The organism is Streptomyces sp. NPDC006463 (genome assembly GCF_042870715.1).
Taxonomy (GTDB): Bacteria; Actinomycetota; Actinomycetes; order Streptomycetales; family Streptomycetaceae; genus Streptomyces.
The window spans coordinates 18,297-43,104 of the sequence record NZ_JBIAHP010000030.1; the positions used below are offsets into that span (position 1 = coordinate 18,297).

General features: G+C 70.8%; 22 protein-coding genes and 6 pseudogenes. 15 read left to right on the forward strand and 13 right to left on the reverse strand.

Features of this window, described 5'->3' with window-relative positions:
- Window positions 1-196 precede the first annotated feature (196 nt).
- Window positions 197-1,330 carry an FAD-dependent oxidoreductase gene (locus ACFYOB_RS36075; RefSeq protein ID WP_388567739.1) on the reverse strand — a complete coding sequence of 378 codons (1,134 nt, stop codon included), beginning with the start codon at window positions 1,328-1,330 and terminating at the stop codon, window positions 197-199.
- 110 nt (window positions 1,331-1,440) lie between these two features.
- Here ACFYOB_RS36075 and ACFYOB_RS36080 point away from each other — a divergent pair, with 110 nt between their 5' ends.
- Complete coding sequence (locus ACFYOB_RS36080; protein WP_388567742.1) at window positions 1,441-2,127, forward strand: TetR/AcrR family transcriptional regulator; 687 nt, start codon at window positions 1,441-1,443, stop codon at window positions 2,125-2,127.
- 321 nt (window positions 2,128-2,448) lie between these two features.
- Window positions 2,449-3,053: pseudogene (locus ACFYOB_RS36085) on the forward strand (SRPBCC family protein).
- Window positions 3,054-3,746: 693 nt separating this feature from the next.
- Here the strand turns inward: ACFYOB_RS36085 and ACFYOB_RS36090 are convergent.
- The 4 genes from ACFYOB_RS36090 to ACFYOB_RS36105 all read right to left on the reverse strand — a co-directional run bounded on the left by ACFYOB_RS36090 (window position 3,747) and on the right by ACFYOB_RS36105 (window position 9,372).
- On the reverse strand, window positions 3,747-4,493 hold the full coding sequence (locus tag ACFYOB_RS36090) for a lytic polysaccharide monooxygenase (RefSeq protein ID WP_388567745.1): 747 nt from the start codon (window positions 4,491-4,493) through the stop codon (window positions 3,747-3,749).
- Between the two features lie 87 nt (window positions 4,494-4,580).
- Window positions 4,581-5,915 carry a fibronectin type III domain-containing protein gene (locus tag ACFYOB_RS36095; RefSeq protein WP_388567748.1) on the reverse strand — a complete coding sequence of 445 codons (1,335 nt, stop codon included), beginning with the start codon at window positions 5,913-5,915 and terminating at the stop codon, window positions 4,581-4,583.
- A 794-nt stretch (window positions 5,916-6,709) separates the two neighbouring features.
- Window positions 6,710-7,885 carry an epoxide hydrolase family protein gene (locus ACFYOB_RS36100; protein ID WP_388567751.1) on the reverse strand — a complete coding sequence of 392 codons (1,176 nt, stop codon included), beginning with the start codon at window positions 7,883-7,885 and terminating at the stop codon, window positions 6,710-6,712.
- A 1,223-nt stretch (window positions 7,886-9,108) separates the two neighbouring features.
- Entirely contained in the window at window positions 9,109-9,372 is a 264-nt protein-coding gene (locus ACFYOB_RS36105; protein ID WP_388567753.1) for a hypothetical protein, read from the reverse strand.
- A gap of 683 nt (window positions 9,373-10,055) precedes the next feature.
- Here ACFYOB_RS36105 and ACFYOB_RS36110 point away from each other — a divergent pair.
- The 4 genes from ACFYOB_RS36110 (at window position 10,056) to ACFYOB_RS36125 (ending at window position 12,760) form a co-directional block, all read left to right on the forward strand.
- Window positions 10,056-10,694, forward strand: a complete 639-nt coding sequence (locus ACFYOB_RS36110) for an HAD family hydrolase (protein WP_388567863.1) — start codon at window positions 10,056-10,058, stop codon at window positions 10,692-10,694.
- 332 nt (window positions 10,695-11,026) lie between these two features.
- Entirely contained in the window at window positions 11,027-11,608 is a 582-nt protein-coding gene (locus tag ACFYOB_RS36115) for a hypothetical protein (RefSeq protein ID WP_388567756.1), read from the forward strand.
- 88 nt (window positions 11,609-11,696) lie between these two features.
- A complete protein-coding gene (locus ACFYOB_RS36120) occupies window positions 11,697-12,464 on the forward strand; it encodes a hypothetical protein (protein ID WP_388567870.1) in 768 nt (255 codons plus the stop codon).
- A complete protein-coding gene (locus ACFYOB_RS36125; protein WP_388567873.1) occupies window positions 12,461-12,760 on the forward strand; it encodes a hypothetical protein in 300 nt (99 codons plus the stop codon). The genes ACFYOB_RS36120 and ACFYOB_RS36125 overlap by 4 nt, the downstream gene beginning before the upstream one ends.
- A gap of 29 nt (window positions 12,761-12,789) precedes the next feature.
- Here the strand turns inward: ACFYOB_RS36125 and ACFYOB_RS36130 are convergent.
- Both ACFYOB_RS36130 and ACFYOB_RS36135 read right to left on the reverse strand, forming a co-directional pair.
- Window positions 12,790-13,245 (reverse strand): annotated as a pseudogene (locus ACFYOB_RS36130) (hypothetical protein); the annotation flags it as partial.
- An 81-nt stretch (window positions 13,246-13,326) separates the two neighbouring features.
- Complete coding sequence (locus ACFYOB_RS36135; protein ID WP_388567759.1) at window positions 13,327-13,875, reverse strand: hypothetical protein; 549 nt, start codon at window positions 13,873-13,875, stop codon at window positions 13,327-13,329.
- Between the two features lie 642 nt (window positions 13,876-14,517).
- On the opposite strand from ACFYOB_RS36135, the gene ACFYOB_RS36140 reads away from it, so the two are divergent.
- Window positions 14,518-15,258, forward strand: coding sequence for an ATP-grasp domain-containing protein (locus ACFYOB_RS36140; RefSeq protein ID WP_388567866.1), 741 nt, complete (start codon window positions 14,518-14,520; stop codon window positions 15,256-15,258).
- 388 nt (window positions 15,259-15,646) lie between these two features.
- Here ACFYOB_RS36140 and ACFYOB_RS36145 read toward each other — a convergent pair.
- From ACFYOB_RS36145 to ACFYOB_RS36155, 3 genes and pseudogenes are all read right to left on the reverse strand, one after another.
- Window positions 15,647-15,816 (reverse strand): annotated as a pseudogene (locus ACFYOB_RS36145) (AraC family transcriptional regulator); the annotation flags it as partial.
- A gap of 829 nt (window positions 15,817-16,645) precedes the next feature.
- Window positions 16,646-17,308, reverse strand: coding sequence for a deoxynucleoside kinase (locus ACFYOB_RS36150; protein ID WP_388567761.1), 663 nt, complete (start codon window positions 17,306-17,308; stop codon window positions 16,646-16,648).
- 610 nt (window positions 17,309-17,918) lie between these two features.
- Window positions 17,919-18,125: a hypothetical protein gene (locus ACFYOB_RS36155; RefSeq protein WP_388567764.1), complete on the reverse strand. Its 207-nt coding sequence runs from the start codon at window positions 18,123-18,125 to the stop codon at window positions 17,919-17,921.
- A gap of 368 nt (window positions 18,126-18,493) precedes the next feature.
- Between ACFYOB_RS36155 and ACFYOB_RS36160 the strand changes: the two genes are divergently transcribed.
- Genes ACFYOB_RS36160 through ACFYOB_RS36185 form a run of 6 tightly spaced genes read left to right on the forward strand, consistent with a single transcriptional unit; the run spans window position 18,494 to window position 21,965 of the window.
- Window positions 18,494-19,111: a hypothetical protein gene (locus tag ACFYOB_RS36160; RefSeq protein WP_388567767.1), complete on the forward strand. Its 618-nt coding sequence runs from the start codon at window positions 18,494-18,496 to the stop codon at window positions 19,109-19,111.
- Window positions 19,108-20,157: an NAD-dependent epimerase/dehydratase family protein gene (locus tag ACFYOB_RS36165; RefSeq protein WP_388567770.1), complete on the forward strand. Its 1,050-nt coding sequence runs from the start codon at window positions 19,108-19,110 to the stop codon at window positions 20,155-20,157. The genes ACFYOB_RS36160 and ACFYOB_RS36165 overlap by 4 nt, the downstream gene beginning before the upstream one ends.
- A 3-nt stretch (window positions 20,158-20,160) precedes the next feature.
- Entirely contained in the window at window positions 20,161-20,802 is a 642-nt protein-coding gene (locus tag ACFYOB_RS36170; RefSeq protein WP_388567773.1) for a nucleotidyltransferase family protein, read from the forward strand.
- Complete coding sequence (locus ACFYOB_RS36175; RefSeq protein ID WP_388567776.1) at window positions 20,750-21,010, forward strand: hypothetical protein; 261 nt, start codon at window positions 20,750-20,752, stop codon at window positions 21,008-21,010. Before ACFYOB_RS36170 ends, ACFYOB_RS36175 begins: the two co-directional genes overlap by 53 nt.
- On the forward strand, window positions 21,007-21,786 hold the full coding sequence (locus tag ACFYOB_RS36180) for a metallophosphoesterase (RefSeq protein ID WP_388567779.1): 780 nt from the start codon (window positions 21,007-21,009) through the stop codon (window positions 21,784-21,786). Before ACFYOB_RS36175 ends, ACFYOB_RS36180 begins: the two co-directional genes overlap by 4 nt.
- On the forward strand, window positions 21,783-21,965 hold the full coding sequence (locus ACFYOB_RS36185) for a hypothetical protein (RefSeq protein ID WP_388567782.1): 183 nt from the start codon (window positions 21,783-21,785) through the stop codon (window positions 21,963-21,965). Before ACFYOB_RS36180 ends, ACFYOB_RS36185 begins: the two co-directional genes overlap by 4 nt.
- A gap of 33 nt (window positions 21,966-21,998) precedes the next feature.
- On the opposite strand, the gene ACFYOB_RS36190 is transcribed toward ACFYOB_RS36185, so the two are convergent.
- Together ACFYOB_RS36190 and ACFYOB_RS36195 are read right to left on the reverse strand one after the other, a co-directional pair.
- A complete protein-coding gene (locus ACFYOB_RS36190; protein ID WP_388567785.1) occupies window positions 21,999-22,187 on the reverse strand; it encodes a DUF6381 family protein in 189 nt (62 codons plus the stop codon).
- Between the two features lie 108 nt (window positions 22,188-22,295).
- Window positions 22,296-22,481 (reverse strand): annotated as a pseudogene (locus ACFYOB_RS36195) (ribonuclease BN); the annotation flags it as partial.
- Between the two features lie 574 nt (window positions 22,482-23,055).
- On the opposite strand from ACFYOB_RS36195, the pseudogene ACFYOB_RS36200 reads away from it, so the two are divergent.
- Window positions 23,056-23,298: pseudogene (locus ACFYOB_RS36200) on the forward strand (glutathione S-transferase family protein); the annotation flags it as partial.
- A gap of 71 nt (window positions 23,299-23,369) precedes the next feature.
- Here ACFYOB_RS36200 and ACFYOB_RS36205 read toward each other — a convergent pair.
- Window positions 23,370-23,634, reverse strand: a pseudogene (locus ACFYOB_RS36205) (iron-containing redox enzyme family protein); the annotation flags it as partial.
- Between the two features lie 207 nt (window positions 23,635-23,841).
- Here ACFYOB_RS36205 and ACFYOB_RS36210 point away from each other — a divergent pair.
- Entirely contained in the window at window positions 23,842-24,807 is a 966-nt protein-coding gene (locus ACFYOB_RS36210; RefSeq protein ID WP_388567788.1) for a TIGR03557 family F420-dependent LLM class oxidoreductase, read from the forward strand.
- The last annotated feature ends 1 nt before the right edge of the window (window position 24,808 follow it).

Sequence of the window (24,808 nt, forward strand, 5' to 3'; positions counted from 1 at the left end):
CCTGCTCGGCCGCTACAGTTTCACCGCCTCCACCCCGGCCGCCGACGCCCTGCGCCCGCTGCGGGACCCGGACGCGCCGGAGTTGGACGAGGACGACGACGGCCGCGAGGATTGGGCCGATGCTTGCGGCCGGGCCGCAGGTCGCCGAGCGGGGAACTGCGCGGGGCGGCCGGTCGCTGCGCGCGGAGGCGGGGGGTCACGCGTCCTGTTCGGCGCCGGTCATCAGGGCGAGCAGGCTGTGGGGCGCATTGTCGTTGATCATGATCGTGTAGAAGCCGTCATCGTCCGCTTCCACGGCGGCGGCGCGGGCGAGCATGGCTTGTTCGTGCGCGGCGAGGGCGGCCTCCGCATCGCCGGGGTGCGCGGCGAGCGCCCGGCCGAGTTCGGCGCCGTCCCGCATGGCCAGGTTGGCGCCTTCGCCGTTCGGCGCCCGGAGGTGGGCGGCATCGCCGAGCAGGGTCACCCCGGGTATGCGGTCCCAGCTGTGCCCGGCCGGCAGTGTGAAGATGGGGCGCAGGGCCGGCGGGGTGTCGCTGTCGGTGATCAGGGCGGTGAGTTCGGGAGCCCATCCGTCGAACTCCTTCGCGACCCGCACGGTGAGGGCTGCTGCATCGGTGGCATCGAGGCTGGCGAACCAGTCCTGGGGCTTCTTCAATTGCGCGTAGGTGTGCAGGGTCCCGCCGCCCTCCCGGTGGGCCAGCAGTCCCCTCCCCGGCGCGAGCGCGAACAGCGATCCGGCCCCGACGGCCTCCGCGGAGGCGGGGTGGCGGGTTCCTGCGTCGAAGAGGAACGTCTCCACGCTGCAGACGCCGAAGTACTCCGGAGCGGCCTCGGAGAGCAGCGGTCGTACGCGCGACCAGGCGCCGTCGGCACCGATGAGCAGGTCCGCGACAACGGTGGTGCTGTCGGCGAAGTCCACCTGGTGGCGCCCCTCGCCGAGGGCCCGCACCGCGGTGACCTTGTGGCCCCAGCGGACGGTGCCGGCGGGCAGGGAGTCGAGCAGCATCTGCCGCAGTCCGCCGCGCGGTGCCTCCGGGCGTTCGCCGGTTCCGTCGTCGGGCAGGTCGAGCAGCACGTTCCCCGCCTGGTCCATGACCCGGTACGCCTCGCGGCCCGGCAGGATCAGCTTGCGGAACTCCTCGATCAGGCCGGCCGCTTCCAGAGCGAGCTGCCCGCTGTGTGGGTGGAGGTCGAGCAGTCCCCCCTGGCGGCGGGCGTCCGGCGCGGGCTCCGCCTCGTAGACCGTGGCCGGGATGCCGTGCACGTGCAGCACGCGGGCCAGCGTCAGGCCGCCCAGACCTGCTCCGATGATCGTGACCGGTGTCGTCATGGTTTCCTCCCCAGCCCCTCGCGGGGGGCGCTTCGAGGCATATTGGATCGCCACTCCAATCACGCTAACACAAAGTTGGATCGACGCTCCATTCGTGCGATGCTGGGGCCATGGCGAAGAAAACAGCGAAGGGATCTGCGCGGGCCCCGCGGCGGACGGACAGCCTGTCGAGGGAGCTGATCATCCAGACCGCGATCGAGATCCTGGACAGCGGCGGCGAGAAGGCGCTGACGCTGCGCGCACTCACGGTGCGCCTGAGCACGGGCTACGGAGCGATTTACCACCACGTCGCGGACAAGAGCGATCTGCTCGCGACGGCCACTGACGACGTCATCACCGGCGTGCTGTCCGGCGCGTTCGCGGATGCGGACCCGCGCACTGCTCTGCGCCGCCTCGCCCTTGGCCTGTTCGATGCGATCGACGCCCACCCCTGGGTCGGGGCCGAACTCTCCCGCCAGCCGTGGCGGCCCGCGCTGCTGGACTTCTACGAGAGCATCGGCCGCCTGCTGGACGACCTCGACGTCCCCGGAAAAGCGCGCTTCGACGCGGCCGGCACGCTCGTGAACTACGTCCTCGGCGTCGCCGCGCAGAACGCCGCGAACGCACGGCTGCGTGCAGGCAGCGGCACGGACCGCGAGACCTTCCTGGAGAAGGCCGCCACGCAATGGACGCAGATCGACCCCGGCCGGTACCCGTTCGTTCACGCGGCGGCGACTCAACTGGGCGAGCACGAGGACCGCGAGCAGTTCCTCGCCGGGGTCGAGATCTTCCTCGCCGGTATCTCAGCCCTGCGCTAGGCCACCGCCCGATCGAGCCGGACCTGCCGGAGCGCTTGGCGGACATGCTGCTGGACGGCCTGAGGAGGGGAGCCGAGGACTGACCCTCGGGCCCCAGGAGGTCAACCCTGCCCGAGCGACACCATCGCCAAGGGCCCCACGAAACCTCGGCGGCCCCTCCGTGCCTCCGGAGAGCAAACGGCTGGTCGATCCGCCATGGACCTGCCGTTTCGGGTCGGTTGACCTCACTGGAGCATCCGGTCACCGGAACACCGCTGGAAGACCTGCTCGAAGTACCGCCGACGACCCAAGAAGAACTCCGTGTCCGGTATCCGTGCCGCCTTGTTCACCATCCCGCTCGCTGTCGGCCTCCTCGGCACCACCGCATCACCCGCGGGAGCAGCCGCCTCCCACAGCCCCAGTACCGCCAAGTTACTCACCTGCCGCGGGGTCGGCGTCGACCCCGAAGCCCGCGTCCGGCACCGGGCCGAGATCCTCATCAACGCGCCGCTGCCTACGGTCTGGAAGCTGCAGTCCGACGTCGAACGCTGGCCGTCCTGGCAGGCTCCCGTGACGACCGCGGAACGCCTCGACCAGGGCCCCCTCCGCCAGGGTTCGGCCTTCCGGTGGACAACCCCGGTCCCCCCAACCCGACTCCGGCCACCAGCCTGGAGATCACCTCGACCGTCGAGCAGCTCCGGCACCACTCCTGCATCCGCTGGACGGGCCCCGCGGCCGGAGAGGGACTGCATATCGACGGCGTCCACGTGTGGAACTTCACCCAGGTCCCGGGCGGCGTCAGGGTGAGCACCGAGGAGACCCGTACCGGCCCCCAGGTCGACGCGGACGTCCCCACCGCGACTGCCATCCTCCGTCAGGGACTTGAAGCATGGCTGAACGACCTGAAAGCCACCGCCGAGGCCCGCGCCCACCACCGGCCGGACTGACCCGCGCCCCGGACCGGCCAACCGGGCCACCGCTCTTCCATCGCCCCCCGTACGAGCGGGCAGGGTGGCTGTCCCGCCCGCCTGCTGCGATCCTCGGCACGTGCCTCAGTCGCGGGGCATACCACGGGGGGATTCATGCGATACCGAGTCCTGACGCACGGGACGGCTCCCGCCGTGGGCGGGAGCCGCTGGGCCGTCAGGTGCGGGCCCGTCGCCGAGAAGCCGGATGAGGCCGGGGCTCGGCGGGCCATCGAGGCTGTTGTGCTGGTCAGCGAACGAGCTGGCTGGCGTCCCAGTCCCAGAGTCCGCGACCGGTTCCACGGGCCCGACCTTCCTGACCGCGTACGGGTACGGCGCCCACCCGCCCCGAGGCGAGCAGCCTCAACACCCGCCCCGGCGCAACCGTGCCGAACCACGTCACCACCCCGGTCGGCGACGGCAGCCGCGTCAGCATCTGGAACGGCTACGGCGGCTCCACCCACAGTGGCAGCGCCAGTTACCGGCGCCGGAACCGCCGGGATCGGGGTCGTGCTGCTCTCCCGCTGCGGCGACGGGCCCGTACGCGTCTGTGCCGCGAGCTCCTTCGGCACCGGCGCGGTGCGCTGGTGCCGAAGGAGGCGGGGGTGAGCGTGCCCCCCGAGCCCGGGTGAGGGGGGCCCGGACCCGGGGGGTGTGGTGCCTGTCGGCGTCCGCCTACTTGAAGGTGACGTCCGAGCAGGAGTAGAAGGCCTCCTCGCTCTGGAAGGAGCCGTCGGGCCGCTTCAGCCCGTGCCAGATCGTGTAGATCAGGTGCTTGCCCTTCTTCTCGGGGAGCACCGCCTTGAACGTGAACGCCTTCGCGCCGAGGAAGCCCGAGGGCGCCGCCGTGGCCGCGGTGTTGTCGGCGCTGAGGAAGGGGGTGTCCTCCAGGTCCGACCACTTCAGCGGCTTCTTCGGGTCGTAGCCGTCCTTGGTGACGTACATCTCCATGCGGTACGGGTTGTGCAGCGCGCTGATGTCGTAGCGCAGGTCGTACTCGGCGCCGCCGGGCAGTGTCGTCGACGGGAAGTCGTCCCGCGCCAGGTCCAGGCCGGAGAACTGTGCGTTGCCGGCGCTGCACAGCTTGCCGTCGGGTATGCGGGCGCGGTGCTGCGGGGAGGAGGTCGGGGTGCTGTGGTCGATGGCGCGACCCTGGACGATCGACTTCCAGTCGCCCGGGATGCCGGGGCTCTGGGTGAGGGCCAGCCGGCAGGCCTCACTCGCCTTCGGGTTCTTGGTGCAGGCCACGCTGCGGCTCACCGGGTCGGCGGTGGAGCCGTGCGCGGAGGCGGGCGCGGAGCCGAGCGTGGTCACGGCGAGGGGGAGGGCTACGAGCGCGGTGAGGCGCAGGGCGGCGGTGCGGCGGGCCGAGGCCCGTGCCGGGTCGGGGGAAGCCGTGGCGGCGGGGCAGGTCGTACTCATGAGGGGGACGCTCCTGGTCATGGGGTCGGTCATGCGCGTGGGGGGCGGCAGGCGGGCGGGCCGTCAGTCGCCGGGTCAGCCGCCGGGTCAGCCGCCTGTCTTCACGGTCAGCTCGCGGGAGAACGAGCCCCACGTGCCGTCGCCGAGCCGCGCCCGGATCTTCACGGTGTACGTCGAGCCGGGGTGGGCGCCGACAAGCACCTCGCGCGAGCCCTTCGTCGTCGGCACCGGCAGCACCGGGTCACCGGTGCCCCACATGAAGGTCTGGGCGGGCTTGCCGTTCAGGTAGACCTGGTAGGTGGTGATCTGGCCGACGCCCTGCGGGACGGACCAGGTGAGGTTCAGGTAGTGCTGCGTGACACTGCCGTCCTGCTTCGTGGCGGTGGTGGCGGCGAAGTCGCCGGGGGCGGCGGTGCCGCCGCTCCCGTCGGGGGCCGCGGCCGTCGTCGCCTGTGCTTCGCGGGTCGGGTCGGACTCCTTGCCGGAGGCGTCGACGGCGGTGACCTTGAAGCGGTAGGCGGTGCTCGCGGTCAGGCCGGAGACGGTGGCCGAGGTGGCCTTGGCGTCCGCCTCCTGGACCTTCGTGCCGTCGCGGTAGAGCCGGTAGCCGGTGACGGCGACGTCGTCGGTCGCCGCGCGCCAGCGCAGGGAGGCCTGGTACGGGCCCGACGCCGTAGCCTCCAGGTCCGCGGGGATGACCGGCTTCGCCTTGTCCTGGCCGGGCGCCGCGAGCGTGGTGAGCACGATGTCCTTGCTGAAGCCGGTGGTGCGGCCGTCGGCGCGGACGGCACGGACCTTGAACGAGTAGCGGGTTGCGGGGGCCAGCTGCTCGACGTCCGTCATGGTGCCCTTGACGGTCTTGACCTGCTTGCCGTCCTGGAAGACCTCGTAGCGCACGACCTCGGCGCCGCCGACGGGCGGCTTCCACATCAGGTGGACGGCGGTGTGGTCCTTGACGAAGGAGCCGCTGTCGGCGGGGACGGCCGTGTTCGTGCCGGTGTCGTTTCCATCGCCCGACGCGCCGTGCACACGGCAACCGGTGATCTTGGGTATGCCCTTGCCGGCGGGGTTGATCCCGACCTTGACGGCCCGGTTGCCCTTGGCGGCCACGTCGGCGCGGTCGGCGATCGGCTTGACGGTGACGTGCTTGCCGTCCTGGCGGAGTTCGTACGCCCAGGGGTTGTCGAGGGTGACCTGCCCCTGCGACACGTCGAACTCGGCGGTCCAGTCCCGTACGGGCCGGCCCCCCTTGTTGGCCAGGGAGACCTCGCCGGACGCCCACCACACGGTGGCCTGGTCCGCGACGCGGCAGGCGGCGCTGAGACCGTCCTCCTCTCCGGCATTGGCGGCCACGGGGATGACGACGGAGCCGACTCCGACGACCACGGCCACGCAGGCCAGGGCAATTCGCTTTCGGGACATCAGAAACCTCTGGGTAAAGCCGATCCACCGGTGCGGCGGCGGCATCGGAAGTGCCTCGGTCAACACCCGTGACCCTAAGCGCGGTTTGCGGCCCGAGCGGGCCTCTGAGGGGCTGCGGGCCTGCTGTTATCTGTCCCTTAAGGTCCGGATAGGACGCCCTTGATCCCCTGCCCGCGCGCTTCGACCCTGCGGATACTGAAGATCACGCTCCGTTCCCGCCTCCGCGTGCTGCGCCCCGTGGCCGCCACCGCCGGGCGCGACGGGTGGGTGTGGACGGGCCGGCCGGCTGGTCCAGCTGCTGCTGCTGGCGGCGCCGCTGCTCGTTGTGAAGGCGAACGGTCGCAGTCAGGACGGCCACGTCCCGCCTACGCGTCATGACGGCGCGGGAAGTGGCTCGTTGGGCCGCATGCTCGGGCCCGGCCCTGGCAGACCCAGACCACACCGTCTGTGCACGACGAGCCCCCGGCATCCAGGCCTGGGAGGGGTTCGCCGCCTTCGGCCTGCCGCCCATGCTCGACGACCCTGGCAGCGGCGCCTTACCAGGCTTTCCAACTCGCCGGTTTCCCCACGTCGTCGGCACGCCGTGGCCGATCGATGACCACCTGGCCGTTACGGTCGCCGAGTCCTTCTACACGCACCTGACCACCGCCCCACCCGGGACGCTCGCCCCGACCGGTCCGCGGCCGCCCTTCACCGGGCGACCCGGACGATGCGCGTCCACTACCCGGGAATCCCTCTTTGTAGGACGCCCACCTCCACCGGGGGGCGTGATCGAGACGGCGCACGGCGATGCCTCAGCCCGTTGCCCCTTTCCGGTACGGGCGGAAGAACGCTCGCAGCTCCTCCGCGTAGAGCTCGGGCTCCTCGAAGGGCGCGAAGTGCCCGCCGCGCGCGGGCTCGCTCACGCGCACGAGGTTCGTCGTGCGCTCGAGCCATGCCCGGGGCGGACGGACGACGTCACCGGGGAAGAGCGAGAAGCCGGACGGCACCTCGACCCGGCGGGCGTGCTGGGCGGGCGGGACCGCGGCGTTCGCGCGGTACATGCGCATCGACGAGCCGATCGTGCCTGTGAGCCAGTAGATCGTGAGGTTCGTGAGGATCTCGTCCTTCGTGAAACTCCGCTCGACGTCACCGTCGCAGTCGCTCCACGACCGCAGCTTCTCGACGATCCACGCGGCGAGCCCGGCCGGTGAGTCGTTGAGGCCGACGGCTGCGGTCTGGGGCTTCGTGCGGTGCACGGCTGCGTAGGCACCCTCGATCCCGCCCCAGGCCGCGGCGCTCTTGAGCCAGGCGCGCTCCTCGGGCGCGAGGTCCGCAGGGTCGCCGGTGAAGACGGGCACACCCGCGTCCGTGCGGTGTACGGCCACGACCCGTTCGGGGTGGTCGAGCCCGAGGTAGCGGCTCACATGGCTGCCGACGTCCCCGCCCGCGGCGCCGAAGTGCGTGTAGCCGAGGAGGTCCATGAGCTCCGCCCACAGTCCGGCGACGGCGATGGAGTCGAGGGGCGGGCCGGCGGGACGGTCCGAGTACCCGTAGCCCGGCATGTCGGGCACGACCACGTCGAAGGCATCCGCGGGATCGCCGCCGTGCGCGCCCGGGTCGGACAGGAGCGGGATGACCTTCGTGTACCGCCAGAACGAGTCCGGCCAGCCGTGGCTGAGGACCAGCGGCAGCGCCGGCCCGGCCGGCGCGACGGCCCGGGCGTGCACGAAGTGGATCCCGAGGCCGCCGAGCGTCACGCGGAAGCGGGGGAGCCGGGCGAGCGCTGTTTCCTGCGCCGGCCAGTCGAAACGGTCCGCCCAGTAGGTGACGAGGTCGCGGAGGTAGTCGAGGTCGGTCCCGAGCGACCACCCGGCGTCCTCGGGCGCGTCCGGCCAACGCGTCCCGCGGAGCCGCGCCCGCAGGTCCTCGAGCGCCGCGGGGGCGGTATGCGGGGTGAACGGCTGAGGGCTGGTCAGGGCATCCGGCATGCGGCGCATGGTAGCGGCGGTAACGAACGCGGGGGCGGGATCCGTACGCCCGACACGCCTGGCGATCAGCCCGTGCCCCAATGCCGATCCGCGGCACCCGGCAGCATCGCTACCTGGAGCGGTCGCCCGACCTCGTAGGGACGACTGCCCGGCTCGCGGATCGCGCGGGACGAGTACGGCTTGTCGGCCGGCACGACGACGGGGCGGGTTCGCGGTCTGCCTTCGGCCTCGCCACCCGGACTGCGGCCATGACCTGGGCGTGCAGCCGATCTGTGCGCGCGCATCCGGGCCTGATAGGGCGTCTTGGGGTCTTGTGGCCATGGGCCGACTCGTTCAGCCGATGCCTTTGCGAGGTGGTCCAGAGGTTCGGTCGCTACGGCATGCGCGCCACCACTCCCGCCGTCGGTGGCCTGCGTCCGCTCATCGACCTGGTCACCGCCGCCGTCCATGAGAACGGGGAGAGGCAGACCGCGCAGCGGACGCGTCAGGGAGCAGGGGACGGACCCCCGTGCGGTCAGGGGGTATCGGTTCGCATCGTGGTGACCGCCAGGGTGGCGTAGTGCATCGTTTCCCCTGACGCCCTGATCGCGGTCTCCGCCTCCTCCAACCGTTCCAAGGCGGACAAGGACCAGGCGGAATCGATGCCCACGGGCGGCTCCCACCGCTGCACCTGCGCAGCGACCTGGGTAGGCACGAAGCCCCGTTGGGGCCTGGCTGCCGACGCGGCGGAGCGGCAGGCGCTCGGGCCCACACTCGGAACCGCAGTCCCACCATGGGGTCCGGGCGCGGTTCACGCACTCGATTCGGTCCTGAACCGATGCTCGCGATCGCGGCGCTGCAGCGGTCCGACCCGGTGTTCACCCTCTGGCGGCGGCGGACGAGCCACACCCTGCCGCGCTCGGCGGGGCTCCCGCGCCGCCATCCTGGAACAACTCACCCGGCCACGCACTACCACCGACCTCGCACGCGAGCTCGCCATTGCCAAGTCCCCGGTGTCCGAGCGCACCAAGGCCCTCCGTAACGCCCACCTCATCACTGCCCACCGCGACGGCGAGGCGGTCTGACACTCCAGACCCCGCTGGGACTCGGGCTCCTCACCGGCACGGCTGGCACCCCAAGCGGCTGAGCGCCTCAGCAGAACAGGGCAGCGGCCAATACCGCAGCCGTACCCCGGCCCCGCTCCCGCACGCAGGGCGGGAGCCGGCTGGGCGAGCCGTGGCGGATCACCCGGCGAAGCATCCTGCGCGCCTGGGGGCGAGCCGGATGCGCGTGCCGTCGTACTCCACGGCTTCGCCCGGCAGGATCAGCAGCCCGGGTTCGTCCTCCTGTCGCGCCCCGTCGATCCTGCGGACCTGAACCGCGGGGCCCAGCGCGCCGGCCATGTACACGGTCGGGTCTACCTCCCAGCCGTGTTCGGCCAGCCACTCCTCCAGGTCCTCGCCATCCGTCGCCTGCGCCCCGCGCGGCCATACGAACGTCTCCGCCATGCCTACCCCCTGTAGCTCGTCGGATCAACGCGCCCGATCCTGTCACCGCCAGCTGACAACCGCTGTTGGATATCCAGCCGACACCCGCGTCCGAGAAGGGCACCGAGGCATGAACCCGGAGGCCACAACCGGCCTGCTCCTGCCTTTCGAAGACGCCGGTGCGCACCCAAGCCTTCGATACTGATGGTTGCCTCGTGTGCCGCACACCACCCCCAAGGTTCCAAGCGGCAGGTGAGCCCGACGCTGTCGGAGTCAGCTGCCGGGCCCGTCGTCCGAGTACGGCAGGTCGCCCAGGGCGAACGCGGCGGTGCGCGGCCAGGCCGTCAGGCGGCTCCCAAACTGCCGATCCACGTCCCGGTGCAGGACTCGGCCATCGGCGACCGCGCCAGCCAGCCGATCACGTTCGTCGCCGGACGAAGCAAGGCCTACGCGGTCTCACGCGAACCCGAATCCGCGCGATCGAGCATTCAAGTAGCACTTGACGACTCCCCAAGACCTGTGCCGGGAGCGAGTTTTGAAGGCACCTGCTGATTGAGGTGGGTCGGCTCGGTGGGTTGCCACAGGGCTGTCACAGGCTCCGAAGATCGCTTGACCTGGCCCCAGGGGGAGAAACGACAGTGTCTCTGGCGATCGCACGAGCGGGCGGTCTGTGCTCGCTGGTCAAGGAGGAAGAGGGAGTTCGCGTGAACGCGACCTGCGTCATTTTCGACATCGGCGGAGTGCTGGAGATCACGCCGGAAACTGGATGGGTGCAACGGTGGGAAGAGCGGCTGGAGCTGCCCCTGGGCACGGTCCATGAGCGGATGCGCGACGTGTGGCGGGCTGGGAGCGTCGGGAGCATCAGCGAACGAGAGGTGCACGAGCAGGTGGTGGCCCGTTTGGGTCTCAACACCCCCCAGGGTGAAGCCTTCATGGCTGATCTCTGGGCGGAGTATCTGGGGACCGCGAACGAGGAGCTCATCGACTATGTACGAGGGCTGCGGGGAAGCTGCAGGCTGGGCATCCTGAGCAACAGCTTCGTCGGCGCCCGGGAGCGGGAGACGGCGCTGTATCACTTCGACGAACTGGTGGAGCAGATCGTCTACTCGCACGAGATCGGCATCGAGAAGCCTGACCCGCGTGCCTTCGAGGCCGTATGCGCCAGCCTGAACGTGCGGCCCGAGAGCTGCCTGTTCATCGACGATGTCGAAGTCAACGTTGAGGCCGCCCAGGCGGCGGGCATGCAAGCACATCTGTTCCAGGGCAACGCCCGGACCATCTCGCGTATCGCAGCTCATTTGGACGCCGGGCCCTTGATCCCAGGGCGTGTCCCGCTCGCGTGACGTCGGCCTGGCCGGTCTTCAATCCGCCGCGCCCGCTCCCTGTCCACGCATCCCTCGGCCCTACGTCCCAACACGGGGTCCCAGACCACCGGCTTCACCGTCACCGTCTCGCCGGAAAGCCGCTGACGCCGTCCCGGGCCACTCGACGAGGGGGAGGTGGTCGGCGCCGGCGAAGCCAGCTGCGCCGGGTTGTCGGTGGCGTCGTGGACCATGTCCGGATGTCTCATCAAACGCAGGACACCGCTCCCCTCGGACCCGAGACCGGGATTGCCTGGCTCGCGGCGCCCCGCTGGATTCCTTTCGGCGGATACAACGTGGTGATGGCCCGAGGGATGACCCCGGACGAGCTGGTAGAGCGGCTCGCGGCGACGGCCTTCGAGGGGATGCCCGCCGTTGTCCGCAGGGCGTCTGGCCAGCACACCGCCGAGGAGGTCGCAAACCCTGACCTCTTCGATGTCGACGAAGACGTGCACCTGCGGTACGGCGAGCACGCCGGCCTGTCGTTCGCGGTCATGTACGGCCCGTGGTGGGGCGAGTTCGACGAGCTGGCCCGGGTCTCGGCGGGCGGCGCGCATGTCTTCCAGGTGAAGTTCGAGGAGGACAACGGCAAGCCCGTGCCGCCGTTCTTCGAGTACTACCACGACGAGGTGCTTGCCTGCTTGTTCAATCTGCACCTGGACGGATCATGGGGATACGACGGTATCGACGGGGACCCGACGATAGCTACGCGGGTGACTGCGGCCATAGCGGAAGCCGGCCTGCCCGTGGCCGGCCGAGAAGGCTACACAGACGAAGAGGACGAAGAGCAGATGCGACGCACACTGTTGGGAATCCTGGGCCGCCTGTTCGACCTCTCCCTGCCCCGAGAACGGATCCTTCAGGGAGCCCTCGCCACGGCTACGCTGACGCCCTGATGCCGTAGCCCTGGGAGCCGTGCGAGCCCAGGAAGCCCAGGGAGCCCTGGCCTCGGCCGACCCGAGGCCGCGCCCTCCTGTGGGGCCGATGCTGGCGCAGGCCGCCGAGGCGCTCCCGCCCGCGGGATCCTTCGATTTTGATCTTGACTGGGCCGAACACGGGGAAGAAGTCTGTCTGGCGAGCGGAACGCCGTTGAGGGCCGTGGCGGGCGACGACACCGGCGGAACCTATTTCCTATGTGCCGACGGGCTGCGCTGTACGCGAGCTCCGAGGGCGAAGCGGGCCAGCCTCATCGGCACCAGCATGGTCGAGGCCCTGGAGATCCTCTTCGGTCTGCCGGGCCGGCACGACTACACGGATCTCGATCTCGATGCCGATGACGATGTGTTGGAGGAGGTCTTCACCCGGAGCGAACGCGAGATTCGGAGCTCCTACGGCCCCGAGCTGGACGCCGATCGCAGTACGTTGTTCAGCGGGCTGGGTCTGCGCCGGCTCCCCAAGCGGGAACTGCTGCGGAAGCTCCAGGAGTGCCTTCTGCGGACCGAGTCAGAGTTCCTGCTTAACGCGGATGAAGGCTGCGCGTACGCACTGCTGGACCGTCTTCGGCGTCCGCCGCTATGTCAGGCGGTCCTCGCTCCCGGCGGGCCGATCTGGCCCGGATGCGGGCGGACCGCAACTGCAGGGACGCGATTACGAACGACCTGGTACAGCGGGTCACTGTCCTGGGCGCAGCCCAGTACGACCGGCAGCCGGGGGACCTGCGGCTTCTGCGCATACTCCTGCAATAGGAGGTCCGGCGCGGCCCCACCGAAGAGCTCAGCCTCGCCGCGGTCCTGGTTGCTCTGCACGGCATGACGGAGGACCACACCCTGCTGCAGTCCCTGCGGGATGCCGACCCCGATGTGCGCTTCCTGCTCGGCGGCATTCCCGATTCCGCACGAACGCTCACTCGGTGGGCGGCCGACTTCGACTCGTCGAACTGCGGCCAGGATCCCCACGACGAGTACGACCTCAACTGGACGGCGATGGCTCGCCGCCAGGGGCGGACCGAACTGGCCCGCACCGCGCTCATATGGATCCTCGACGATACGGGCCCGCGCGATGAGGCCCTGCTCGGGGCCCTCGCCTGGGCGGCCTCGGCCAGGGGGTAGGTTCGCCAGATCGGGACGGTGAGCCGCCCGTCGGCGGCCAGACGTACCAGTTCTGGCAGGGCCTGGCCGCCCTGGTCGCCGGTGCCGGAGCTGAAGCGTACGCCGTGCTGCTGAGCCGACATGTCGGCGATGGTGATGACCTTCGCCGCATCGCCGGTCAGGGCGACGGAGCCGGGGAGCACGTCGGCGCCGGCGGCGTCGGAGACGAAGTTCACTCCGCCCGGCGCGGCGGCCTTGACCGTTCCATCCAGCCGTCGCCGTAGCGGACTGCGGTGGCTCCGAGGGCCGTGACGCGCTCGATGTCCTTGTCGCGCCGACCGGAGCGATCGACCGCGGCGGCGTATAACGCCCACCCACTGCGCTTCCGGCGGATGCGCCTGGACCTGGCCGTGGACGACGTTCCGCGGTTCGGGGTGGGTTGGCTGCGGGCTGGCGCAGTCGCAGGAGGCAATGGGCGCTGTGCCCGACGGCGCCAGCCTGGCCACAGCATGCTCGCACCGCGCACCTGCTGCCCTCGTCCACTGGTGAGCGGGTGCTGCCTCGGCCGGCTCGGTGCGGGCGAGGAGTCAGAGGTGCATTTGCCCGTCGGCGTCTGAGCGGCGACCTCCGTACGAGGCAATCAAGGCGTCGGCGACGGCGGTTGCGTCTGCGTCGGCTACATTCGCCGGGTATTCGGGCAGGAGGTCGTCCCAGACGGGCAGCCACGACCCGTACAACTGGGTCTGCCCCTCGGGCCGGGCGAAGAACCACACGTGCAGGTGTGCGGACCCGTCCCCGATCCGGTAGACGTGGGCTCGACTGATGTGGGGCAGTGCCTGCACGTGGCGGACGATGTGAGTGGTGAGCACGCCCAGCTCGGCGGCCAGCTTGTCGGGCAGATCTGCCATGTCGTAGTGGTCGCGCGGGTAGAGCATCAGCACCAGTGGCACGCCGACGCCCGGTATCCGGGCCAGTCGCCAGCGGTCGTTGAGCCAGATGCCTTCGTCGCGGGAGCGGCACTCATCGCAGTCCGCCGGGTCTTCGCCGTGCCGCCGTGGTTCGGGCAGAACGGGCGGGCGGAGCGCGGAGACGCGCAGCCCATCCGCCTCGAAGGGGCTGATGTCCCATCCGGTCATCCTTGCCAGCGGAAGCCGAAGCTCATCATCCGCAGCCGCACGTGCGTGGTCGTAGAACTCATCGGGTCGCAAGGCCATGATCGTAAGACTAGCTGTGCTGCGGGGCTGATGGTGTGACGGGCGTATCGCTCTTCGTGCGGTCCCGTATGTACTCCCGCACGGCGTTGCCGCAGGACCGGGTTCATCAGGTGATTCCCAACCGGACGGGTCAGCAGTCAGCCGATCGATGACGCCCCGATGCTGGGCAGGACCGCCGCCAGTGACCTGGAGATCCAGCCCCAGGCGCCGCCGCATTCGAGTCGCCGATCAAACTGGCGATCCGTACAGTCCGCCGCACCGACACTTCGATCGGGTGGTCATCGAACTCGTCCCAGGCCCGACGAACGAGGCCCGGAACGTGTGTAGTGGAATCCATCAGGAGGGGGTAGGTCCCGGCGGAAGGTCGTCGCGCGGTGTTGTGTGCCCGGTGTAGAGCGTGGAGCAGCCAGCTGGTTGACCCCGAGGTGTGGGCTCGAATGCTGTGGACTGTTCGGCCGCATCAGTGGCATCGTCACGAGCGTGACGGAGCATGGTTTCCTGGCGTTGGCGCCGCAATACACCACGACATCCGAGCTGCTCTCGACGTCGGCACGTCGGCGGGGGATGGATGTAGAAGTACTTCCCGCCGATGGCGGTGCGGGCACTGCCATGGGGAGGCGTGGTGGCCACTACTACGGCGGCCCCGCTTTCGCGGCACGCGTCGTCGATGCCCTTGAGGTCGCACTCTTGGAGCCATCTGACGACTGGCTGGCCACACTGCCCTACGAGTACACCGGACGGCGCATCGCCATGGCGACCCTGGGCGAGGCGCGCTGCCTGTCCCGACCGGCGTTCGTCAAGCCGCCGAGCGACAAGAGCTTCCCGGCCGCCGTTTATGCCAGCGGTAGTTACCTCCCGACAGGGCCGGAGCTGTCACTGGACGTGCCGGTACAGATCAGCGACGTGGTGACCTGGGCAGCGGAGTTCCGCCTGTACCTCCTGGACGGCGAGGTCCGCACGGGTTCGCAATACGCCACCTTCGGCCGCCTCGACGCCGAGCGGCTGGACGGGCACCGCTATGAAGAGGCTGTCCTGGAGTTTGCGGATGATCTCCTGGCCACGTGCGGCGGTGGCCTGCCCAGCGCGGTGGTCGTGGACATCGGGCTCCTGTCCACACCTGAGCACGGCGCCGCCGACCAGTGGGCGGTGGTCGAGGCAAACATGGCGTGGTTCAGCAACAGCTATGCTGCGGATCCTGACCGGGTCTTGGACGTCGTCCTGCGCTCAGCTGGTCCGCGGACACAGGTGGCGGAGCGAGACCGCCGGTTCTGCCAGACATCGAGGACGAGCCACCTCGCCGGCTGAAATGCCGACGTGATCAGGTCCCGCGGGTCAGTACCGATCTTGGTGACAGCCATCGCACTTCGAGCAGACCATGACCGCGGGGCCGCCACCCGCAGGGGCACGTCGGGGCTGCCTCAGCCTCGTCGAGACCGGGGATGGGGCGCGAACGCGAAGTTCACTTCCAGGATGTCGAGCGAGGGAACGTCACCGCCATCGGCTTGAATTGACACTCCTGCGGAAAGTACGCGGCCAGGATCTTTGCGATCACCCCCACCGAACGCCTGGATGCGGCGCCGAACTTGGCGGCGTCGATGATGAGGATTGGCGGTAGGGCAGTGGCCCGGCGCCATGTGGACGGCCAAGCCTCGTGTTGTGCAGGGGTCAGGGGTCAAGGGTCAGGGGTCAAGGGTCAGGGGGAGGTTCCGCCGCTGGGCCATGCAATGTCGTCAACGGTGAGAAACGGCTCGCCGGCCAAGGCCGCGGGCGTTGTCCCGGTCACGCCATGACGTCCCGGTGCAGGTGGGATTGGTCGGCGTAGCCGGTGTCGGCCGCGACGTGAGCCGTACCTTCACCCGCGAGTGATGGCGACGGGCGAGCTTGGACATTTCGCTGCGCGAAGCGGTCGAGACCCCCATGCGGAGCGTGCCTCTTGCATGTATTGACCAATCGGGAATGCCCGATTCCGGCCAAGAGAGCGTGATTGGTGACTGGCATGATCAACGATCCGTATCCCAGGTGCAGGGCAAGGTGGGGGCCGCCGCCCCAGTGCCGGGTGGGAAAGCACACGGGGACGGCGGTGTCCGCCGCGAAGTCCGTTACGAGGGGCAGCACGCCGCCGGTGAGCAGGGCGAAAGGGTCCCCCCCGGTAGTCATGGACGCGAATGGTGGTCAGCACGCCGTCATCCACCCCTGTGTCTGTGGTGCGTCCGCGTCGGCGTCCTGCTCGTCACACTGCTCGCCGTCCGCCATCCATCGTGCTCTCCCGCACTCTCCCGTGCGCGGGAGCCCACCGATCGTGCGGCGGGGCTGGATCAGCGCCGGCTCCCGGCCTCGATGGGCTACCGCAGCCGGAGCACCGGAAGCCTCAGTCGCCCTGGCGGGTCCGCGGCGGCCGCTGGGCCCGAGTGGTCAGCACCAAGCCGAGGAGAAGGACCACGGCACCTGGCATGGTGACGACGGAACGGTAGACGGGATCGACCACCAAAAGGCCGACCTGCACACCCAGCGCGGTGCGGCGGCGATCAGCAGCTGAGCCCAGCCCCAAGCAGGCGAAGCCGGACTGCGCCGGCGCTGCCAGGGGCTGGTCGATGATCTGCCCGGGAGGCGGGGCGGAAGAGGCCCTGATCCCCGTCCGCGACGGTCAGCGCGGCCCGGGATCTCCGCCGGGAGGCACCCGCGTGGCAGGGCTTCAGCCTCGGCTCCTGGCCGCGGCCACCGCGTCCTTGACCTCCTGCGCCACGCGGGCCGCGTCGTCGGGGTTGTTGACCACATCTGTGCAGCTCATGTCGATGACGAGGACTTCGCTGGCCGAGTAGTGCTTGTGCACCCAGTCGTCGTAGCCGGACCACAGCGTCCGGTAGTACTCGACGAGGCTGTCGTCCTGCTCGAAATCGCGGCCCCGCAGCCCGATGCGGTGCAGCACCGTATCGAAGTCCGCCTTGAGATAGACCATGAGATCGGGGGCCTTGCGGTAGGGCAGGCCGTCGATCTCGCGCATCATCTCTTCGAGCAGTCCCTCGTACACCCGCATCTCGAGGGAGCTGATCCGGCCCAGGTCGTGATTGACCTTGGCGAAGTACCAGTCCTCGTAGATGGACCGGTCGAGGACGTTGTCGCCCTTCTTGTACGCCTCCTTGATCGAGGCGAACCGTGTCTGCAGGAAGTAGAGCTGGAGGAGGAAGGGGTAGCGCTTGGCCTGGATCTCCTCGGGGCTCGCCGTGTAGAAGAGCGGGAGGATGGGGTTGTCTTCCACGCTCTCGTAGAAGACCTCGCTGCCCAGCTCCTTGGCGATCAGTTCGGCCACGCTCGTCTTGCCGATCCCGATCATGCCTCCGACGCAGATCACCGGCATACCTCACTTCTCCCTGGGGGTCTTCTGTTCGCGGGGGACCGCTGGGCACCACGTACCCCTGAGACGCGTGCAGGCGGTCACCCGATGTCCCAGGACCTTCATGACCGGCGCCATGGGGTCCTGAGCCCGGACCAAGGACCCGGCGCAGGCCGCCCCACTCGACCGGCCGGACTGACCGTTCCGCGGTTGCCGCATACAGCGGGCCACCGCTCCGCGGCCGCCTAGAAGCTTAAATGATGATGGACCCGACGTCGGCCAGAGCGCCGGCACCCAGCTCGCCTCGCTCCCGGTGCCGCCACGGCTGGAGGCCCCGGGCACGATTCGAGCGGGATGAGGACGTCACCGGCACAGCAGCGCCGACGGAGGTCGAGGCGATGGTCGAGCCGCGAGAGGTCCAGGCCCCGTGAGGGCTGAGCAGTGCCAGCATTTGCGGCAGGACGGCAGGACGGCAGGACGGCAGGACGGCGGGGGGCACGCCGTGCCGTCCCTCAGTCGGGCTCGCTCGTGATGCGCAGGGCCAGCGCCTGCAGGATCTCCTCGGTGGACGGCTGTGGATTCTTCTCCTCGTAGGCGTCCGCCATCACCTCGAACGCCAGGACGAAGCCGTTGATCAGCGAATTGACGGTCCTGACACCTGTTGCAGCACGGACAGGCCGATCTCCGCCGCCTCCGCCTCGACGGGCACCGTGAACCGGTCCGGGGTCGCCTCGCCGAGCACCTCGGAGATGTAGTCCGAGGAGATGTAGTCCGATCCGACGCCGCCGCGCAGCCCCACCAGCGCCGCGATCGTCTTCAGCCTCGTGTCGTCGTCCGTCATGGCGCATACCCGTCTCGCCCGGCCGCTCGGTCGTCAGTCATGGTCGGGCGCCTGCCCGTCATCCTCGTGCTCACGCCGTCGGCCGGGCCCCCCGCCCCTCGGGGTTTGTGCCGGGTGACCGCGGGCACGCGCCAACCGAACGCAGAGACCGCGGAACGCGGCCCCTGGAGTGGAGGCCCCCATGCCAACGGGCGCGCTCGTCGCGCTCGTCGTCCCGTCGGCACTCGTACTGGTCGCCCCACGGTAGAGGCGGAAGGCGGGCGCGTGGTCGCCGACCAGGAGCTGCGCGCACGGGAGCAACGCCTCGCGCTGCAGCAGTGCCGGTCGTTCTCCAGCCGCCTGCCGGCATCTAGCGGATCGGACTTGCCATGAACGCCCACCCCACCCCCACCCCCACAGGAGCACGGTCCCGCACCGCGTCCCCTCCGGACCCGCAGCGCCTCGTGGCGGTCTATCTCAACGACCACCTCGCGGGCGCCGGAGGCGGTGTCTCCCTGATCCGCCGCATGGCCCGGACTCACCGCGGTACGCCCGCGGGGCCGCCCCTGGCCGAGCTCGCCGAGGAGATCGCCGAGGACCGGGAGAGCTTGCGCGAGTTCATGACCGCTCTCGACGTCCCTGCGCAGTGGCCCAGGGTCGCCGCGGCCCGGCTGGCGGAGAAGGCGGCCAGGCTCAAGCTCAACGGCCGACTGGTGAAACGCTCACCCCTGAGCGACGTCCTCGAACTGGAAGCCATGCGTCTCGGGGTGGAGGGGAAGGCGTCGATGTGGCGGTCGCTCAGGGTCCTCGCGGTCACCGACTCCCGCCTGGACCTGGCCGCCGTCGACAGGCTCCTGGCCCGCGCGGGGCGGCAGGCGTCCGTACTGGAGGTTTTGCGGGTGGAGGCCGCGCGGCGGACCTTCGCCACCCCGTCCCCGGGCCCAGCCCGCGCCCACGGAAGATCATCCCGCCACGGCGTGCCGGGAAGGGCGCGGTGGGCGTCATGAGGGTCGTCGTCACCGGAGCCACCGGCAACGCGGGCACCAGCGTGGTGCGGGCCCTGGCCGCCGACCGTACGGTCAGCGACGTGCTCGGTGTCGCCCGCAGGCTGCCGGACCTCCGCATCCCCGGCGTGCGCTGGGCCGCGGCGGACGTCGACCCCGGCCACGACGAGCTGACCGAGCTCTTTGCGGGCGCGGACGCCGTCGTCCACCTCGCCTGGAAGTTCCAGCCCACCCACGACCCCGTCGTCACCTGGCGGACCAACGTGCTGGGAAGCATCAGGGTCTTCGAGGCCTGTGCCCGGACCGGGGTGCGGGTCCTGGTCCACGCCTCGTCGGTCGGCGCGTACTCACCGGGCCCCGCCGACGGGCGCCCCGTCGACGAGTCCTGGCCCACCCACGGCTGGCCGGGTGCCGCCTACACCCGTGAGAAGGCCTACCTGGAGCGCTACCTCGACGGCTTCCAGCTCGCCCACCCCGGCATCCGGCTGGTACGGATGCGACCGGCCTTCCTCTTCAAGGAGGAGTCGGCGAGCGAACAGCGCCGGATCTTCGCCGGCCCGCTCCTGCCGTGGCGCCTGATCCGGCCGGGCCTGGTGCCCGCGCTCCCCGCCGTCTCCGGCCTGCGTTTCCAGGCCCTGCACACCGACGACGCCGCCGAGGCCTACCGGGCAGCCGTCGTACGTCCGGTCCACGGGCCGTTCAACCTGGTGGCCGACCCGGTGCTGGACACCGCCGCCATCGCCGCCATCCTGCACACCCGTACGGTGCCGCTCCCCGCGGGCGCCGCCCGTGCCGCACTCGCCGCGGCCTGGCGCATGCACCTCGTACCGGCCGCCCCCGGACTCCTCGACGCCGTGCTGCGACTGCCCCTGCTCGACGCCGGGCGCGCCCGCGAGGAGCTGGACTGGGTACCGTCGGTCACAGCGACCCACGCCGTCGGGGAGTTCTTCGAAGGCCTTCACCGGGGAGCCGGTGCCGACACCCCGCCCCTGGCCCCCGCGGCAGCGGGAGCCGGCGCCGGCCGGGAAGCCGCCCATCCGGGGAAGTGAGCCGTGAGCGGATCCGACGGCCTGCCACGCGACCACACGCAGGCGATCCTGGAGACCACCAAACGCGTCGGCGCGCTCCTGAAGGAAGCCGGGGTGCCCTTCGCGCTCGCCGGGAGCGTCGCCGCGTTCGCCCACGGCCTGCCGGCCGGCTTCCGGCACGACACGGACTTCTGCCTCTGCCGGGAGGACGCCACGGCCGCCGTGGCCGCGCTGGCCGACGCGGGCATCACCGTCGTCGACGCCCCCGAGGACTGGCTGATCAAGGCCCGCGACGGCGACGAGGAGATCGACCTCATCCTGGACCTCGCCGGCAGGCCCGTCGGCCGGGAGCTCCTCCAGCGCGCGGACGTCCGCGCCGTGGACTCCGTACACATGCCGGTCCTCAGCCCGACCGACCTCATGGACAGCCGCCTGACCGCCCTGTGCGAGCACTACTGCGACTTCGCCGAGCTGCTGCCCATGGCACGCATGCTCCGTGAACGCATCGACTGGGGGCTCCTCGACCGCCGCCACCGCGACCAGCCCCTGCCCGACGCCTTCCTCTACCTCCTCGAACGCCTGGGCGTGATCGAGCCCCGAAAGCAGGCCCGCCATGACGACGCACAACCCCACGCTGCCCGAGTACCGGGCCCAACACCTTCGTGACCGGCTCGCGCACGAGGACATCGCCGAACTCGGCGTCCGCGTCGAGCTGCGCGGCCACGCGGTCGTCGTCTGGGGACCGGTCTCCAGCCCGGGCTGCCGCGAGACGGTCCTGCGGATGGCCGCGGAGGCCCTGCACCCGCTGGCATGGCGCCACGATCTGACCGTCGTCAGCGCCCGCCCGCCCGACCGTGAGGAGGACCTGCCGTGATACGTGTGGCGGCGGTGGGGGACATCCACCTGGCGCCGGGCAGCGAGGGGTCCCTGCGACCCGCCTTCGAGACCCTGGGTGACCACGCCGACCTGCTCCTCCTCGCCGGTGACCTGACCCGCCACGGCACGCCGCAGGAGGCCGCCGTGGTCGCCGGTGAGGTCGCCGGTCTGCCCGTGCCCGTCATGGCCGTCCTCGGAAACCACGACCACCACGGCGACCGGCCGCAGGAAGTCACTGCCGTCCTCGCGGCGGCCGGGGTCACCGTCCTCGAAGGGGAAGCGGCCGTCCTCGACCTCCACGGCACCACCGTGGGGGTGGCGGGAGCCAAGGGATTCGGTGGAGGGTACGCCGGCCGCTGCGCCAGTGACTTCGGCGAACCCGAGATGAAGGCCTTCATGCGGCACTCCCGTACGTGTGCCGACGGGCTGCGGCGCGCGCTCACCGATCTGGCGCAATCCGGCACCGCACTGCGGATCGCCCTGACCCACTACTCGCCGGTCCCGGACACCCTGGTCGGCGAGCCGCCCGAGATCCACCCGTTCCTCGGCAGCTACCTCCTGGCCGAGGCCATCGACGAGATCGGTGCCGACCTCGCCGTCCACGGACATGCTCACCTTGGCACCGAGCACGGGATCACGGCCGGCGGGGTCCGGGTCCGCAACGTGGCCATGCCCGTCATCGACCGGGCGTACGCCGTCTACCAGCTCACTCCCCGCCCGCCCAGGCCGCAGGGCGCCCCGCTGCACGAAACGCGTGAGGAGCAGCTGCCATGAAGGGTATGGAACACAAGCGCCAGGAGCCCGGCATCGGCCGCGAGGAGCAGGTGCGGGAGTACCCCGGCCCGGATCCGGTACACCCCGAGGCCGGCAAGCCGGTGCCCGGCAGGACCCCCGAGGAGCTGAGGCGGCGGCAGGAGCGGGCCATGACCCACGAGCACGACGAAACGGAATGACGGCCGCCGCCGCCCCTCAGCGCACCGCCCGGCCTACATGGGGTCCACGGTCCCGCTGCCCCGGCCGTACTGCTGCTCGCTCTTCTCACGGATGCGCAGGGCTTTGTCCTTCAGCCGCTGCCGCTCCGCGGGATCCGTCGCGTGCTGGGCCGCCTGCTCCAACTCCTGGGCCTTGTCCTGCATCTCCCGGGCCCGTTCGCTCGGCCCGCTGTCTTTGCTCATGACCAGTCCTCGGGTGTTAGGGAAGTGTGGGCCCCACAAGCCAAACAGCGCCGGGCCGCTCCCGCCAGCGCAGCCGCGACAGGTGGCCGGCCCGGGCGCGGGCCGCCCTCAGCCGTCCCGGTCCGCGGGGCTCGCGAGGCGCAGCAGCTCGTCGTACAGCAGCCTGCCGACGAGCGCACCGCCGAACACGACCACGCCGATGCCGACGAGCCAGGACTGGACGACGAGGACGGTTCCGAAGGGGCCGTAGGTGACGGCACTGGACGCGATCAGCGGTGAGAAAACGAGATGGGAGGGCCGCGGCTTCGAGGCCCGCCTCGCCCCGCGATCAAGACCAGCCGGTCGCCGCGGGCGGCGAAGACCCGCGCCACCACGCGTCCGACGCCGCCGCCCGCTCCGGTGACGACGACGTTCCGCGGACCTGTGCACGGCACTCCTGCCTGGCGGCTGTCCCGAACCGGCCGTCCTGAACCCCGCGACCCCCGCGCGCCAGACCCGCGTCGCGCAATGAGGGGCAGCCCGGCGGGTAGGCGCCGGACATGGTCCACGTCGTCGGCGACATCACCCTGTCCTTGCTCTCCCGTGGGTACGCATGGCTGCCGGAGCTGCGCCGCCGCCGCGCGGGCGGCCCGGTCCGCACCCGGCTCATGGGCAGACCCACCCTGGTACTGACCGGCCCTGAGGCGGTGGACTTCTTCTACGACGAGCGCCACATGCTGCGCGAGGACGCCCTGCCCGGGGCCCGTCCTCGACACCCTCTTCGGCCGCGGCGCCGTACACACCCTCGACGGAGACCGGCACGGGTCCGCAAGAACATGTTCGTCTCCCTCCTCATGTCCGAGGGAGGCGTCGCCTCCCTCACGGACCCCCGGTCCGGTGGGCGTACGCCCGGGACCTCTTCCAGACGCCCGGATTCGGGGACACGGTGGACTTCGACCACATCAAACGCCACTACTACCGCGTGCACAGCGGCAGCAACCCGACCGGGATCGTACCGGCGGGGCCGGATCCCTCCGGCTGGTTCGCCCCGCACCACCGCGATCGGCTGGGCGGCACGCCGTTCGGCGACCCGGGGACAGCTCCAGACATCGTTCCGTCCACCCCGGCATAGCGACGATGCTGCTGCCACCGGTCCGAACGCCGCCCGTCACATCAGGCGCGCAGGGCCGACCGGCCCTCGTCCTCGTGGCGCACGACCTGCTCGTGGACGGCGTCCGCTTCGACGTGTTCGGGGTAGAGACGTTCGGCGGCAGGGCCGGCCCCGCAACGGCCGCATGGCCTCGACCAGGCGGCGGGAGCCGGGGGAGGAGGTGACCTCCACGCAGGCGAAGTGGCCGACGAGCGCTCCGCGCAGGGCGCGGTGCAGGCCCAGGAGGGGCATCAGGTTGACCGTGGCGAGCAGGGGCGCCGGAGTCCGGCCTAGGTGGTGGCCGTAGCTCGGGGGGATCGCCCCCGCGGACACTGGCACGGATCCCTCCCCCGGGACCGGACCGCTCGGCGGCGCCACGCCGCGCGAGATGCCGATGCCAGCCGGACGTACCCATGGGCGCAACCTGCCGGGTGCCCGTCGACCCGGACGACATGGGCCGCGGCTGACCCGAAGGCTGCGGGGCGCCCGGAGTTTCAGCAACGCGAACGCGGCAAGACGCCACATATGGTGCGAATCAGATACGCGGTGTTGATCGAGCAGGCCGGCCCGCGTGAGCTGGTGTCCCACATGGTAGGAGCGGAGAGGGCGGGATTCGACTTCTCCGTCATCTCCGACCACTCCTTCCCCCGGCTGGAATCGCAGGGGCACGCGCCCTACGCGTGGAGCGTTCTGGGGGCGGCGGCGCAGGCCACCTCCCGGATCCCGCTCGCGACGTACGTGACCTGCCCGACGTTCCGCTACCATCCCGCGGTCGGCGCGCAGAAGGCGGCCACGATGCAGATCCTGTCCCAGGGCCGGTTCCGGCTGGGGATCGGCTCCGGCGAGAATCTGAACGAGCACGTCGTGGGCGCCGGCCGGCCCGCCGCCCACGTACGCCGGCAGATGCTGGAGGAATCCGTCGAGATCATCCGGCGGATGTTCACCGGTGCGTACCTGAGCCATCACGGCGCCCACTTCGACGTCGAGAACGCTCGCCTGTGGGACGTCCCCGACAAGCCGCCCCCGTCCGGGACAGCCATCTCCGGACCCCGCTCCTGCGCCCTCGCCGGCCGGTACGCCGACCTCGTGGTTGCCACTGAACCGAAGGCGGAGCTCCTGCGGCGGTTCGACGCGCTCGGCGGCGCCGGCAAGCCCCGCGTCGGACAACTCCACGTCTGCTACGACACTGATCGCGACGCGGCCGTCGAACGCGCCCACGACCAGTTCCGCTGGACCCCCGGCGGTTGGAAGGTCAATGCCGAACTCCCCGGCCCCGCCGGCTTCGAGCAGGCCTCGCAGCGCACCCGTCCGCCGGACGTCGCCGAGGCCTTCCCCGGCGGCGACGACGCGGACGCCTTCGTCGAGGCCGTACGCCCCTGCGCGGAGGCCGGCTTCACCGTGGTCGCCCCCGTCCAGATCGGCGGCGGCCACCAGGAGCCCTCCCTCGACTGGGCCGAGCCCAAACTGTTGCCCGCGCTCGCCACCCTCTGAG

Bases quoted from the DNA above. Each gene is read 5' to 3' on its own strand.
- ACFYOB_RS36115 (WP_388567756.1), top strand. From the start codon at position 11,027: ATGACCCCGGACGAGCTGGTAGAGCGGCTCGCGGCGACGGCCTTCGAG.
- ACFYOB_RS36150 (WP_388567761.1), bottom strand. From the start codon at position 17,308: ATGCCGGTGATCTGCGTCGGAGGCATGATCGGGATCGGCAAGACGAGC.
- ACFYOB_RS36140 (WP_388567866.1), top strand. From the start codon at position 14,518: ATGGATGTAGAAGTACTTCCCGCCGATGGCGGTGCGGGCACTGCCATG.
- ACFYOB_RS36095 (WP_388567748.1), bottom strand. From the start codon at position 5,915: ATGTCCCGAAAGCGAATTGCCCTGGCCTGCGTGGCCGTGGTCGTCGGA.
- ACFYOB_RS36075 (WP_388567739.1), bottom strand. From the start codon at position 1,330: ATGACGACACCGGTCACGATCATCGGAGCAGGTCTGGGCGGCCTGACG.
- ACFYOB_RS36090 (WP_388567745.1), bottom strand. From the start codon at position 4,493: ATGAGTACGACCTGCCCCGCCGCCACGGCTTCCCCCGACCCGGCACGG.
- ACFYOB_RS36175 (WP_388567776.1), top strand. From the start codon at position 20,750: ATGACGACGCACAACCCCACGCTGCCCGAGTACCGGGCCCAACACCTT.
- ACFYOB_RS36155 (WP_388567764.1), bottom strand. From the start codon at position 18,125: ATGACGGACGACGACACGAGGCTGAAGACGATCGCGGCGCTGGTGGGG.
- ACFYOB_RS36120 (WP_388567870.1), top strand. From the start codon at position 11,697: ATGCTGGCGCAGGCCGCCGAGGCGCTCCCGCCCGCGGGATCCTTCGAT.
- ACFYOB_RS36100 (WP_388567751.1), bottom strand. From the start codon at position 7,885: ATGCCGGATGCCCTGACCAGCCCTCAGCCGTTCACCCCGCATACCGCC.
- ACFYOB_RS36080 (WP_388567742.1), top strand. From the start codon at position 1,441: ATGGCGAAGAAAACAGCGAAGGGATCTGCGCGGGCCCCGCGGCGGACG.
- ACFYOB_RS36135 (WP_388567759.1), bottom strand. From the start codon at position 13,875: ATGACCGGATGGGACATCAGCCCCTTCGAGGCGGATGGGCTGCGCGTC.
- ACFYOB_RS36160 (WP_388567767.1), top strand. From the start codon at position 18,494: ATGAACGCCCACCCCACCCCCACCCCCACAGGAGCACGGTCCCGCACC.
- ACFYOB_RS36105 (WP_388567753.1), bottom strand. From the start codon at position 9,372: ATGGCGGAGACGTTCGTATGGCCGCGCGGGGCGCAGGCGACGGATGGC.
- ACFYOB_RS36190 (WP_388567785.1), bottom strand. From the start codon at position 22,187: ATGAGCAAAGACAGCGGGCCGAGCGAACGGGCCCGGGAGATGCAGGAC.
- ACFYOB_RS36210 (WP_388567788.1), top strand. From the start codon at position 23,842: ATGGTGCGAATCAGATACGCGGTGTTGATCGAGCAGGCCGGCCCGCGT.
- ACFYOB_RS36125 (WP_388567873.1), top strand. From the start codon at position 12,461: ATGACGGAGGACCACACCCTGCTGCAGTCCCTGCGGGATGCCGACCCC.
- ACFYOB_RS36185 (WP_388567782.1), top strand. From the start codon at position 21,783: ATGAAGGGTATGGAACACAAGCGCCAGGAGCCCGGCATCGGCCGCGAG.
- ACFYOB_RS36165 (WP_388567770.1), top strand. From the start codon at position 19,108: ATGAGGGTCGTCGTCACCGGAGCCACCGGCAACGCGGGCACCAGCGTG.